General features: G+C 52.6%; 12 protein-coding genes and 2 pseudogenes. 12 read left to right on the top strand and 2 right to left on the bottom strand.

Features of this window, described 5'->3' with window-relative positions; translation table 11 throughout:
* Positions 1 to 19: 19 nt before the first annotated feature.
* The 3 genes from BZK42_RS15080 (at position 20) to nhaR (ending at position 3,996) form a co-directional block, all read left to right on the top strand.
* Complete coding sequence (locus BZK42_RS15080) at positions 20 to 1,735, top strand: aryl-sulfate sulfotransferase (protein ID WP_046274470.1); 1,716 nt, start codon at positions 20 to 22, stop codon at positions 1,733 to 1,735.
* Between the two features lie 156 nt (positions 1,736 to 1,891).
* Positions 1,892 to 3,058, top strand: coding sequence for a Na+/H+ antiporter NhaA (nhaA, locus tag BZK42_RS15075; protein ID WP_016151635.1), 1,167 nt, complete (start codon positions 1,892 to 1,894; stop codon positions 3,056 to 3,058).
* A 38-nt stretch (positions 3,059 to 3,096) separates the two neighbouring features.
* A complete protein-coding gene (gene nhaR, locus BZK42_RS15070) occupies positions 3,097 to 3,996 on the top strand; it encodes a transcriptional activator NhaR (protein WP_016151636.1) in 900 nt (299 codons plus the stop codon).
* Positions 3,997 to 4,110: 114 nt separating this feature from the next.
* Here the strand turns inward: nhaR and BZK42_RS29680 are convergent.
* Together BZK42_RS29680 and rpsT are read right to left on the bottom strand one after the other, a co-directional pair.
* Positions 4,111 to 4,209 (bottom strand): annotated as a pseudogene (locus BZK42_RS29680) (hypothetical protein); the annotation flags it as partial.
* 79 nt (positions 4,210 to 4,288) lie between these two features.
* Positions 4,289 to 4,552: a 30S ribosomal protein S20 gene (gene rpsT / locus BZK42_RS15065; protein WP_003018940.1), complete on the bottom strand. Its 264-nt coding sequence runs from the start codon at positions 4,550 to 4,552 to the stop codon at positions 4,289 to 4,291.
* A 105-nt stretch (positions 4,553 to 4,657) separates the two neighbouring features.
* On the opposite strand from rpsT, the pseudogene BZK42_RS29305 reads away from it, so the two are divergent.
* From BZK42_RS29305 to BZK42_RS15020, 9 genes and pseudogenes are all read left to right on the top strand, one after another.
* Positions 4,658 to 4,873, top strand: a pseudogene (locus BZK42_RS29305) (DUF2575 domain-containing protein).
* 7 nt (positions 4,874 to 4,880) lie between these two features.
* Positions 4,881 to 5,819, top strand: a complete 939-nt coding sequence (gene ribF / locus BZK42_RS15055; RefSeq protein ID WP_080859390.1) for a bifunctional riboflavin kinase/FAD synthetase — start codon at positions 4,881 to 4,883, stop codon at positions 5,817 to 5,819.
* A gap of 37 nt (positions 5,820 to 5,856) precedes the next feature.
* Positions 5,857 to 8,673 (top strand): isoleucine--tRNA ligase, encoded by a 2,817-nt coding sequence (ileS, locus tag BZK42_RS15050; protein WP_080859389.1) that lies wholly within the window; start codon positions 5,857 to 5,859, stop codon positions 8,671 to 8,673.
* A complete protein-coding gene (gene lspA, locus BZK42_RS15045; protein WP_003018932.1) occupies positions 8,673 to 9,170 on the top strand; it encodes a signal peptidase II in 498 nt (165 codons plus the stop codon). Before ileS ends, lspA begins: the two co-directional genes overlap by 1 nt.
* A 117-nt stretch (positions 9,171 to 9,287) precedes the next feature.
* Positions 9,288 to 9,737 (top strand): FKBP-type peptidyl-prolyl cis-trans isomerase, encoded by a 450-nt coding sequence (gene fkpB, locus BZK42_RS15040; protein WP_003018929.1) that lies wholly within the window; start codon positions 9,288 to 9,290, stop codon positions 9,735 to 9,737.
* A 1-nt stretch (position 9,738) separates the two neighbouring features.
* The gene (gene ispH, locus BZK42_RS15035; protein ID WP_016155658.1) at positions 9,739 to 10,689 is read left to right on the top strand and encodes a 4-hydroxy-3-methylbut-2-enyl diphosphate reductase; all 951 of its coding nucleotides are present in this window, start codon (positions 9,739 to 9,741) and stop codon (positions 10,687 to 10,689) included.
* A gap of 66 nt (positions 10,690 to 10,755) precedes the next feature.
* Positions 10,756 to 11,670 (top strand): ribonucleoside hydrolase RihC, encoded by a 915-nt coding sequence (gene rihC / locus BZK42_RS15030; protein WP_047358352.1) that lies wholly within the window; start codon positions 10,756 to 10,758, stop codon positions 11,668 to 11,670.
* Between the two features lie 97 nt (positions 11,671 to 11,767).
* Positions 11,768 to 12,331: a glucose-6-phosphate isomerase family protein gene (locus BZK42_RS15025; protein ID WP_016151641.1), complete on the top strand. Its 564-nt coding sequence runs from the start codon at positions 11,768 to 11,770 to the stop codon at positions 12,329 to 12,331.
* Complete coding sequence (locus BZK42_RS15020; RefSeq protein WP_047414458.1) at positions 12,324 to 13,106, top strand: glucose-6-phosphate isomerase family protein; 783 nt, start codon at positions 12,324 to 12,326, stop codon at positions 13,104 to 13,106. Before BZK42_RS15025 ends, BZK42_RS15020 begins: the two co-directional genes overlap by 8 nt.
* Positions 13,107 to 13,120: the final 14 nt, after the last annotated feature.

The following is a 13,120-nucleotide window of genomic DNA, read 5'->3' as shown; positions in this document are numbered from 1 at the left end:
AATACATTGGACACGCATAATGAAAAAGATTATTTCCCCCGATATTAAGTTGCCTACACCTCGTCCCGCTGTTAATCAGGAGATTGACAGCAATAATGAGATGGTTCTCAGTCATACAGCTGTTTATCAAGATTGTCTGGCTCGGATCACTGATGAGAATACGTTGGAAAATGCGGTCATTGTTCTAAACCCTTATGGTACAGCGCCTTTAAGTGCATATGCCGGTGTTTGGAGTGCTGAAGAACGTACTGTAACGCTGAAAATTCAGGATCTGGCGCAAAGCGCGATACAAGTCGTGCAAGATTTTACGTTGAATGTGGGGGCGAATCTGCTGCCTGTACTTGGCCTAGTGGCAGATGTCGATAACCAACTGGCTATTTTGGTTGATGAAGTCGTTATCGCCACTTATACGATAGCAACCCAACCTTTACCTGCAACGGATTCTGCAGATGTGCAGTTAGGGTTTCCTGTTATCAATGTGACTCAACCAGTGACTGACGCCGACCTGATTGCGCCGGGCTGCTATTTCATTACGCATTTCGACCGCTATAACTATGCTCTGGATCAGGATGGTGTGGTGCGTTGGTACGTGACACAGGACTTCCCGTCATTCAATTTGGTGCGCATTGATAACGGTCATTTCTTGGCTACATCAGAAGCTAAAAACACCTACCTTGAGATGTATGAGTTCGACATGATGGGACGGCTGTATACTTTTTATATTCTGGATAACCAATTCCACCACTCAATTTGGCAATGGGACAGTAATACCATCGTCGCGCCTTCCGAATATACCTCGGGCAGACCAGATTCACTGAAGACTAATGAAGATGGCGTCTCAGTTGTGGATTTATCTACCGGGCTGGAAATTGCCTATTACGACATGGCCGCTATTCTTGATACCTCACGTACAGCGAGACCAACGGGGACGGCACCTGGTGAAGATCCGACCGCTCAGGACTGGCTGCATATCAACCAAAGCTATGTTAATGAAACGAATAGTTTGCTGATCGCTTCAGGGCGTCATCAGAGCGCTGTTTTTGGCATCAGCCTCGAGACTGAATCGCTGCAGTTTATTATGTCCACGCATGAAGATTGGAGCGAGGAGTATAAGCCTTACCTTCTGACTCCGGTCGACAGTGATGGTGTCCCTCTTTATGACTTCAGCAATCAGGATGATGTGGATGCGGCAAACCGTGATTTTTGGTCGTGGGGACAACACAATGTGACTGAAGTGGCTAATGACGAACCAGGAATGGTCGAATTTATGGTATTCGACAATGGTAACTATCGCTCTCGTGTTGATAGTAAAAGCCTGCTTCCACCAGATAATTACAGCCGGGTTGTACACTTTATCGTTGATTTGAACGCAATGACGGTAATGCGCCCTTTTGAATACGGTAAGGAGTTGGGAGCTCGCGGTTATAGTAGTTGTGTAAGCGCCAAAGAGGTGTTGCAGAATGGCAACATCGTTGTGCATTTCGGCGATTGCACATTTGACGAAAATGGCCGAGCTATCTCTTGCCAGCCGGGGGATAGCGACATTATTGACCCGCAGGAAGGAAATGAAGCATTGGGGAATTTGCTTCTGCAAGAAATTGAACCGGTAACCAAGTCGGTGCTTTTTGAGGCGACAATGACCTCTGGTTACTATAAAAACGAGGAAGTGAATGGCGTAGGCTATCGCTATGACATCACCAGTTTCCGCGTTTATAAAATGGGACTGTATGCCTGATTAGGTCTCAGTGTTTTGCGCTCTATGCCCGACATCTGTTCGGGCTTTTTTATTCGTAAAAACCGATCTATTCATCATGAATAATCTAATTTTAACGAGCTTTCTGAAGGTGTAAGATAGTATTTACGAAGTATTCACCCAATAGAGAGAATAAAAGTGAAACATCTGCATCGTTTTTTTAGTAGTGACGCCTCGGGGGGCATCATTCTGATCATCGCTGCCGTGGTTGCTATGCTGATGGCAAATATCGGGGTTACCAGTGGATGGTACCACGCCTTTCTGGAAACGCCCGTTCAACTGCGGGTTGGCGCGCTTGAGATCAACAAAAATATGCTGCTGTGGATCAATGACGCGTTGATGGCGGTGTTCTTCCTGTTGATCGGTTTGGAAGTGAAGCGTGAGTTAATGCAAGGTTCGCTGGCCAGTCTGCGCCAGGCGGCGTTTCCGATCATTGCCGCTATCGGGGGCATGATTGTCCCGGCGCTGCTGTATCTGGCATTCAACTATGCTGACCCTATCACCCGTGAGGGTTGGGCGATCCCGGCGGCAACGGATATCGCTTTTGCATTAGGCGTGCTGGCGCTGTTGGGCAGCCGTGTCCCGCTGGCGTTGAAAATCTTCCTGATGGCGCTGGCGATAATCGATGACCTCGGCGCTATTGTGATCATCGCGTTGTTCTACACCAGCGATCTCTCGCTGTTATCGCTGGGCGTTGCCGCGTGCGCGATCCTTGTCCTGGCAGCATTGAATCTGTGCGGTGTAAGACGTACCGGTATTTATATTCTGGTTGGCGTAGTGCTGTGGACGGCCGTACTGAAGTCTGGCGTGCATGCAACTCTGGCGGGCGTGATCGTCGGTTTCTTCATTCCGTTGAAGGAAAAACACGGGCGTTCACCGGCGAAGCGTCTGGAGCATGTTCTGCACCCGTGGGTGGCATACCTGATCCTACCGTTGTTTGCCTTCGCTAACGCGGGTGTCTCACTGCAGGGCGTCACCATTGATGGACTGACCTCGGTGTTACCGCTGGGGATCATTGCTGGCCTGTTAATCGGGAAACCACTGGGTATCAGCCTCTTTTGCTGGCTGGCGTTACGCTTCAGGATGGCGCAATTGCCGGAGGGAACGAATTTCCAGCAAATTATGGCGGTCGGCATTCTGTGCGGCATTGGCTTTACGATGTCGATTTTCATCGCCAGCCTGGCGTTTGGGACCGTCGATCCTGAGCTGATTAACTGGGCGAAACTGGGGATCCTGATCGGTTCTTTGCTGTCGGCGGTAATAGGTTACTGCTGGTTACGCACCCGGTTGAACGCAGCAGCCTGACGGGATAACCCTTTCGTGACAATTTTCAGGGAGAGTGTATGTCTCATATAAACTACAACCACCTGTACTACTTTTGGCATGTATATAAAGAAGGATCGGTGGTTGGTGCAGCAGAGGCGCTTTATCTGACACCGCAGACCATTACCGGGCAGATTAAAGCGCTTGAGGAACGCTTACAGGGAAAGTTGTTCAAGCGGAAGGGGCGTGGACTGGAGCCCAGCGAATTAGGCGAATTGGTTTTTCGTTATGCGGATAAGATGTTCACGTTAAGCCAGGAAATGCTGGATATCGTGAACTATCGCAAAGAGTCGAATTTACTGTTCGATGTCGGCGTGGCGGATGCGTTGTCCAAACAGCTGGTCAGCAGCGTGCTGAATGCCGCAGTCGTTGAAGATGAACAAATCCATCTGCGTTGTTTTGAATCAACGCACGAGATGCTGCTTGATCAGCTCAGCCAGCATAAACTGGATATGATTATCTCCGACTGTCCGATCGACTCTACGCAGCAGGAAGGGTTGTTCTCAGTGCGGATTGGCGAATGCAGCGTGAGCTTTTGGTGCACCCAGCCATTGCCTGAGAAACCATTTCCGGCCTGCCTCGAAGAGCGTCGCTTGCTGATCCCTGGACGCCGTTCGATGCTCGGGCGTAAGCTGCTGAACTGGATTAACTCCCAAGGGCTGAACGTTGAAATCCTTGGCGAGTTTGATGATGCCGCGCTGATGAAAGCGTTCGGCGCAACGCATAACGCTATTTTTGTTGCGCCTACGCTTTACTCCCACAATTTCTATGCCGATGATTCAATTGTTGAAATTGGACGCGTAGAGAATGTGATGGAGGAGTATCACGCCATATTTGCAGAAAGAATGATCCAGCATCCAGCGGTGCAGCGTATTTGCAATGCGGACTACTCGGCATTATTTAAGCTGCAATCAGCCTGATTGTCGTAATGCTTCCGGCTGCGGTGGTTGCCTACAGCCGGAAGGATTCTACTGCTTTAATAAATTCCGGTACTGACCACCTTCGCGGATAAATACCGGAATTCTGTTCCGTGGCCAGCCGTTTTCACGCATCTCCCGATACCTCTTGGTGCGGTTATCCACCTTCGGCCAGACAGAGACTATCAGCTCAATGCCCAGTGAATGAAGGTTGCTGTCGAATCCGGCTGCAAACGACGGGCATAAAAAAACCCGCTTACGCGGGTTTTTTCACAAAGCAACAACAAGCAGGCGATTAAGCCAGTTTGTTGATCTGTGCAGTCAGGTTTGCTTTATGACGTGCAGCTTTGTTTTTGTGGATCAGACCTTTAGCAGCCTGACGGTCCACGATCGGTTGCATTTCGTTAAATGCTTTCAGTGCAGTAGCTTTGTCGCCAGCTTCGATAGCTGCGTATACTTTCTTGATGAAAGTACGCATCATAGAGCGACGGCTAGCGTTGTGCTTGCGGGCCTTTTCAGACTGAACGGCGCGCTTCTTAGCTGATTTGATATTAGCCAAGGTCCAACTCCCAAATGTGTTCTATATGGACAATTCAAAGGCCGAGGAATATGCCCTTTTAGCCTTCTTTTGTCAATGGATTTGTGCAAATAAGCGCCGTTTAAATTGCAGCACTCGTTGCGTAGTGATGGCGCAGGATTCTACCAGCTTGCGGGGCGTGAATACAGCCTTTCCACGAGAAAAATTGCATTGGTGTGCCCGTGAAGGGCGTCAATTTGTTTCATAACGATGAAAACCATCCTCTTTCTGTTTCGTAGAAACAATCGCCGGTTAACGTTGAACGCGGTACAGGGTATACTTTCACGATTTTCACTGTTTTGAGCCAGACATGAAGCTGATACGAGGCATACATAATCTCAGTCAGGCCCCGCATGGGTGTGTGCTGACTATTGGTAATTTCGACGGCGTGCACCGTGGCCATCGTGCGTTGCTGCAAGGCTTACGGGAAGAAGGGCGCAAACGCAATTTACCGGTGATGGTGATGATTTTCGAGCCGCAGCCGCTGGAGCTGTTTGCGACGGACAAGTCACCTGCGCGCCTCACCCGTCTGCGGGAAAAACTGCGTTATCTGGCGGAGTGCGGCGTTGATTACGTGCTGTGCGTGCGTTTTGACAGGCGCTTCGCGGCATTAACGGCGCAGACCTTCATCAGCGATCTGTTGGTGAAGCGCCTTGGTGTACAATTTCTTGCCGTTGGTGATGATTTCCGCTTTGGCGCTAGCCGTGCGGGCGATTTCTTGTTATTACAGGAAGCGGGCGCTGAGTATGGTTTTGATATCACCAGCACCCAAACTTTCTGTGAAGGCGGTGTGCGCATCAGCAGCACCGCGGTACGTCAGGCGCTGGCGGAAGATAACCTGCAACTGGCCGAAAGCCTGCTTGGGCATCCTTTTACTATCTCAGGACGCGTAGTTCACGGTGACGAGTTAGGGCGCACTATCGGTTTTCCGACGGCAAACTTACCGCTTCGTCGCCAGGTTTCTCCGGTGAAAGGGGTTTATGCGGTTGAAGTAATGGGGCTGGGTGACAAACCTTTCCCCGGCGTCGCCAACATCGGCACACGCCCGACGGTAGCAGGCGTACGCCAACAGTTGGAAGTGCATCTATTGGACGTTGTAATGGACCTGTATGGTCGCCATATAGATGTAGTACTGCGTAAAAAAATACGCAGCGAACAGCGATTTGCCTCGCTGGATGAACTAAAAGCGCAGATTGCGCGTGATGAGTTGACTGCCCGTGCATTTTTTGGGCTAACAAAACCGGCTTAATGCCTATACGAGTTTTAAATACGGAACCGAGAATCTGATGAGTGACTATAAATCAACCCTGAATTTGCCGGAAACAGGGTTCCCGATGCGCGGCGATCTCGCCAAGCGTGAACCGGGAATGCTGGCGCGTTGGACTGATGATGACCTGTACGGCATCATTCGTGCGGCCAAAAAAGGCAAAAAAACCTTCATTCTGCATGATGGCCCTCCTTATGCGAATGGCAGCATTCATATTGGTCACTCGGTTAACAAGATTCTGAAAGACATTATCGTGAAGTCCAAAGGACTCACGGGATTCGACTCGCCTTACGTTCCGGGCTGGGACTGCCACGGTCTGCCTATCGAGCTGAAAGTAGAGCAGGAATACGGCAAGCCGGGCGAGAAGTTCACCGCCGCTGAGTTCCGCGCCAAATGCCGTGAATACGCAGCGACGCAGGTTGACGGTCAGCGTAAAGACTTTATCCGTCTTGGCGTGCTGGGCGACTGGTCGCATCCGTACCTGACCATGGACTTCAAAACTGAAGCCAACATCATTCGTGCGCTGGGTAAAATCATCGGTAACGGTCACCTGCACAAAGGTGCGAAGCCGGTGCACTGGTGCGTTGATTGCCGTTCCGCGCTGGCGGAAGCGGAAGTTGAGTATTATGACAAAACCTCCCCGTCCATCGACGTTGCGTTCCACGCCGCCGATCTGGACGCGGTAAAAGCGAAATTTGGCGTTTCTGACGTCAATGGCCCGATCTCACTGGTTATCTGGACTACCACCCCGTGGACGTTACCGGCGAACCGCGCAATCTCTCTGGCGCCTGACTTTGACTATGTGCTGGTGCAGATTGACGGGCAGGCTGTGATTCTGGCGAAGGATCTGGTTGAAAGCGTCATGCAGCGTATTGGTGCGGCTGAATACACTATTCTGGGCACCGTAAAAGGCGCCGAGCTGGAACTGCTGCGCTTTACCCATCCGTTTATGGGCTTTGACGTGCCGGCTATTCTTGGCGATCACGTTACGCTGGATGCGGGTACTGGTGCGGTCCATACCGCCGGCGGCCACGGTCCGGATGACTACGTCATTAGCCAGAAATACGGTCTGGAAATCGCTAACCCGGTTGGCCCGGACGGCGCATATCTGGCGGGTACCTATCCGGATCTGGACGGTGTGAACGTCTTTAAAGCCAACGACAAAATCGTTGCGCTTCTGAGCGATAAAGGCGCTCTGCTGCACGTTGAGAAGATGCAGCACAGCTACCCGTGCTGCTGGCGCCACAAATCGCCGATCATCTTCCGTGCGACTCCGCAGTGGTTCGTCAGCATGGATCAGAAAGGTCTGCGTGCGCAGTCGCTAAAAGAGATCAAAGGCGTGCAATGGATCCCGGATTGGGGTCAGGCACGTATTGAATCGATGGTTGCCAACCGTCCTGACTGGTGTATCTCCCGTCAGCGTACGTGGGGTGTGCCGATGTCTCTGTTTGTTCACAAAGACACCGAAGAGCTGCATCCGCGTGCTATCGAATTGATGGAAGAAGTGGCCAAACGCGTTGAAGTTGACGGCATCCAGGCGTGGTGGGATCTCGATCCGAAAGATATCCTCGGCGATGAAGCTGACCAGTATGTCAAAGTCCCGGATACGCTGGACGTGTGGTTCGACTCCGGTTCAACCCACTCATCCGTTGTGGACGTGCGTCCTGAGTTTGCAGGCCATGCGGCAGATATGTATCTGGAAGGTTCTGACCAGCACCGCGGCTGGTTCATGTCTTCTCTGATGATCTCCACTGCAATGAAGGGCAAAGCGCCATACCGTCAGGTACTGACCCACGGTTTCACCGTTGATGGTCAGGGTCGCAAAATGTCCAAGTCTATCGGTAACACCGTAAGCCCGCAGGACGTAATGAACAAACTGGGCGCGGATATTCTGCGTCTGTGGGTCGCTTCTACCGACTATACCGGCGAAATGGCCGTTTCTGACGAAATCCTGAAACGTGCTGCCGACAGCTATCGTCGTATCCGTAACACCGCACGCTTCCTGCTGGCGAATCTGAACGGGTTCGATCCGGTAAAAGATATGGTGAAACCGGAAGAGATGGTGGTGCTGGATCGCTGGGCGGTAGGTTGTGCACAAGCGGCGCAGGAAGAGATCCTGAAAGCTTATGAAGCCTATGACTTCCACGAAGTAGTACAGCGCCTGATGCGCTTCTGCTCTGTAGAAATGGGTTCGTTCTACCTCGACATCATCAAAGACCGTCAGTACACCGCGAAAGCGGACAGCGTGGCGCGTCGTAGTTGCCAGACTGCGCTGTTCCATATTGCAGAAGCACTGGTACGCTGGATGGCGCCGATCATGTCCTTCACCGCCGATGAAATCTGGGGTTACCTGCCGGGCGATCGTGAGAAGTACGTCTTTACCGGTGAATGGTACGAAGGTCTGTTTGGCTTAGGCGAAACCGAAGCGATGAATGACGCCTACTGGGACGAGTTGCTGAAAGTGCGCGGCGAAGTGAACAAGGTCATCGAGCAGGCGCGTGCGGATAAGAAAGTCGGTGGTTCGCTGGAAGCGGCGGTTACTCTGTACGCTGAACCAGAGCTGGCGGCGAAACTGACCGCGCTGGGCGAAGAGTTGCGCTTTGTTCTGCTGACCTCCGGTGCGACGGTTGCGGATTATGCAGCGGCTCCTGCTGATGCTCAGCAGAGCGAACTGCTCAAAGGTCTGAAAATCGTACTGAGCAAAGCCGAAGGTGAGAAATGTCCACGCTGCTGGCATTACACTACCGATGTCGGCCAGGTGGCGGAACATGCAGATATCTGCGGACGCTGTGTCAGCAACATCGCCGGTGATGGCGAACAACGTAAGTTTGCCTGATGAGTAAGCCTCTCTGTTCAACAGGACTACGCTGGCTGTGGCTGGTGGTAGTCGTGCTGATTATCGATTTAGGCAGCAAATACCTGATCCTCCAGAACTTTGCTCTGGGGGATACGGTGTCGCTGTTCCCGTCGCTTAATCTGCACTACGCGCGTAACTATGGTGCGGCGTTTAGCTTCTTAGCCGACAGCGGTGGCTGGCAACGTTGGTTCTTTGCCGGTATCGCCATTGGTATCTGCGTTATCCTGATGGTGATGATGTATCGCTCGAAGGCGACGCAGAAGCTAAACAACATCGCGTATGCGTTAATCATTGGCGGTGCGCTGGGCAACCTGTTCGATCGCCTGTGGCACGGCTTCGTGGTTGATATGATTGACTTTTACGTCGGTGACTGGCATTTCGCGACATTCAATCTTGCCGATACGGCGATCTGTATCGGTGCGGCATTGATTGTCCTCGAAGGCTTCTTACCGTCGAAAGAGAAAAAAGCCGCATAAAAAAATGCCGGATGGCGCTATGCTAATCCGGCTTACAATATACTGCGATTCTTGTGGGCCCGGTAAGCGTAGCGCTATCGGGCAAACAGGCGGCAGCAATTTTAAAGAGCAACCTGCATGTCTAAATCAGTACAGAGTAACAGTGCGGTGCTGGTGCACTTCACCCTTAAGCTCGACGATGGCTCCACCGCAGAGTCAACCCGCAATAACGGCAAGCCTGCGCTGTTTCGCCTGGGCGACGGTTCTCTGTCTGAAGGACTGGAACAACACCTGCTGGGGTTAAAAGAAGGTGATAAAACCACTTTTGCTCTGGAGCCGGATGCCGCCTTCGGCGTGTCAAGCCCGGACTTAATTCAGTATTTCTCGCGTCGGGAATTTATGGACGCGGGCGAGCCAGAAATTGGCGCTATCATGCTCTTTACCGCAATGGACGGCAGCGAGATGCCTGGTGTGATCCGCGAAATCAATGGTGACTCGATCACGGTTGATTTCAACCATCCGCTGGCCGGGCATACCGTTCATTTTGATATTGAAGTGCTGGAAGTCGAACCGGCACTGGAGGCGTAAAATGCAGATCCTGTTGGCCAACCCGCGCGGTTTTTGCGCTGGCGTAGACCGCGCTATCAGCATTGTGGAAAACGCGCTGGCTATTTACGGCGCACCGATTTATGTCCGTCATGAAGTGGTGCATAACCGCTATGTGGTGGATAGCCTGCGCGAGCGCGGCGCTATTTTTATTGAGCAAATCAGTGAAGTACCGGATGGCGCGATCCTGATTTTCTCCGCTCATGGTGTGTCTCAGGCGGTGCGTAACGAAGCCAAAGGCCGCGACCTCACGGTTTTTGATGCGACCTGCCCGCTGGTAACGAAAGTGCATATGGAAGTTGCCCGCGCTAGCCGTCGCGGTGAAGAGTCAATTTTAATTGGTCACGCCGGGCATCCGGAAGTTGAAGGCACGATGGGCCAGTACAGTAACCCGCAGGGGGGAATGTATCTGGTCGAATCACCTGAAGATGTGCTGAAACTGAATGTAAAAAATGAAGGCAAATTGTCCTTCATGACGCAGACTACTCTCTCCGTTGATGACACCTCTGACGTTATTGACGCGTTGCGAAGCCGTTTCCCGAAAATTGTCGGGCCGCGCAAAGACGATATCTGTTATGCCACGACCAACCGCCAGGAAGCGGTCCGTGCGCTGGCAGAGCAGGCCGATGTTGTGCTGGTGGTCGGCTCGAAAAACTCTTCTAACTCCAACCGTCTGGCTGAACTGGCCCAACGAATGGGGAAAGCGGCGTATCTGATTGACGATGCGACCGATATCCAGGAAGCGTGGGTGAAAGAAGCCAGGTGCGTGGGCGTGACGGCCGGTGCCTCGGCGCCTGATATCCTGGTTCAAAACGTGATTGCTCGCCTGCAGGAGCTTGGCGGTGGGGAAGCTATTCCGCTGGCAGGGCGTGAAGAAAACATCGTTTTCGAAGTACCGAAAGAGCTGCGTGTGGATGTTCGTGAAGTAGAGTAAGTCTTTCCGGTTACGATTATGAGAAGATGCCAGACTTAACGTCTGGCATTTTTTTATGGAGAAACCATGCGCTTACCGATCATTCTTGATACCGATCCCGGCATTGATGATGCAGCCGCTATTGCCGCCGCGCTGTTTGCCCCTGAGCTGGATCTGCAACTGATGACCACGGTAGCAGGTAATGTGTCGGTGGAAAAAACCACCCGTAATGCATTGCAACTGCTGCACTTCTGGAATGCGGATATTCCACTGGCGCAGGGGGCATCGATGCCGCTGGTGAGACCGCTACGAGATGCCGCTTCCGTACACGGTGAATCAGGTATGGAAGGGTATGAATTTGTCGAACATGACCGCCAGGTGATGGCAAAACCTGCCTTCCAGGCCATTCGCGATGCGTTGATGCATGCCCCGCAGCCTGTGACGCTGGTGGCAATTGGCCCCCTGACCAACATTGCGCTGCTGCTGACTCATTATCCTGAATGCATATTCAACATTCACCGTCTGGTGATTATGGGCGGTTCTGCCGGGCGCGGGAACTTCACGCCAAACGCCGAGTTTAATATTGCTATTGATCCCGAGGCCGCCGCAAAAGTCTTCCAGAGCGGGCTGGAGATTGTGATGTGTGGGCTGGATGTCACTAATCAGGCCATGCTCACGCCTGACTATCTGGCGACGTTGCCGCAGCTTAACCAGACGGGAAAAATGCTGCACGCGCTGTTTAGCCATTACCGTAGCGGCAGTATGAATACGGGGCTACGAATGCACGACCTGTGCGCTATTGCCTGGCTGGTGCGCCCGGAACTGTTTACCCTGCAGCCGTGCTTCGTGGCGGTTGAAACCCAGGGTGAATATACCTCGGGTACGACGGTGGTGGACATTGAAGGACGTTTAGGGCATCCGGCAAATGCCCTGGTCGCGCTGGGGCTGGACGTTGAGGGGTTCCAGCAGTGGGTGGCAGAGGTACTGACGCTGGCACCTTGAGGCTGTGATCCGGCCCGCAATATGCAGATAGCGATAGCAGGTTAATCGATTAATCTGCTAATCTGATCCTGTTGTTCTCCTCGGGCCGGAGACACATATGAACCTTTCTTTTATCCAGCCACCGCAGGTGGCGTGGGCAAGCGGCGCTTTAGCTGATGGCCTGTTATTGCGTAAATCCACCCGTATTGAGGATCTTCCAGACGTTTTTGCCGATGAACACGCCCGTCAACAGCTGGCTGGCGAGCAGGTCGTGTATGACGTCGAGATGCTGGATACCTCTCCCGCTGAAGGTGAACTCTACACCGGCGTTACCCATCTTTACCCTGGCCGGGTCGGCTGTGAGTATTTTATGACTCGCGGGCATTTCCATGCGCGCCGCGAACAGGGGGAAGTCTATTTTGGTCTGCGTGGCACCGGTTTGCTGCTGTTGCAAACTGAGCAGGGCGACGCGAGGCTGGAAAAAGTATTCGCGGGATCTGTCCACATTATCCCCGGCTTTACCGCGCATCGGTTAATCAACACCGGGGAAGAGGTTCTGTCGGCGCTCGCCGTATGGCCAGGGATTGCGGGTCATGATTATGCAGCGCTTGCCAGCGGCTTCAGAATAAGGGTCTTTGAGGAAAATAAGACGGTTCAGGCGAAGGAGGTACAGAATGGGTGACTTAGCGCATTCTTACGGCCTGGATATGACGGTCCATCATCACCCGCTTGGTTTTAGCTATGGGGATGAGGTTACCGGGCCGATGCCGGAGATTCGTCAACTCGACCAGATTCGCGCCTCGCTGCGCGATCCGCACTGTGAAGGGCCGCAAGAGGTGTATGCCATTGCAATGGATGTGGCGCGAATGCAGGATCGCGAAGAGTTGAAAAAGCGGATGCTGTTGTTTGGCGTGGTGACCTATGCGGCGGGACGGCTGGGAGAAGAGCCGGTGCGTAGTCAGGGACATATTCATCGTATTAGTCAGCACAGCGGCTGGTCTCCGCCGGAGCTTTATGAAATCTGGCAGGGAAAAGCGATCATTTATATGCAGGAATATGTTGAGGACGACCCAGGCCGCTGTTTTGCTGTAATTGCCGGACCCGGTGAGAAAGTGCTGGTACCACCCGGTTGGGGGCATGCGACTATATCCGCAGACCCGGATGTACCGTTAACCTTTGGCGCGTGGTGCGATCGTGAATATGGTTTTGAGTACGACGCCGTGCGTGCGCATAAAGGACTGGCATGGTATCCGCTGCTGCAGGGCAACAACGTTATCTGGCAGCATAATCCGCGTTACATCCCTGGACGACTGCAGGCCGTTACGCCCAGACAATATACGGAATTCTCGATTACTTCCGCACCTGTTTATCAACAATTCATCGAGGACCCGGCGCGTTTCCAATTTATCTCACGCCCGGACAAGCACCCCGAGCTATGGCAAAACTTTCATCCATAAAAAAACCGGGGCAT

Origin of the sequence: Citrobacter braakii, assembly GCF_002075345.1 — a bacterium.
GTDB lineage: Bacteria > Pseudomonadota > Gammaproteobacteria > Enterobacterales > Enterobacteriaceae > Citrobacter > Citrobacter braakii.
This window is presented reverse-complemented; position numbering and strand designations above follow the sequence as displayed.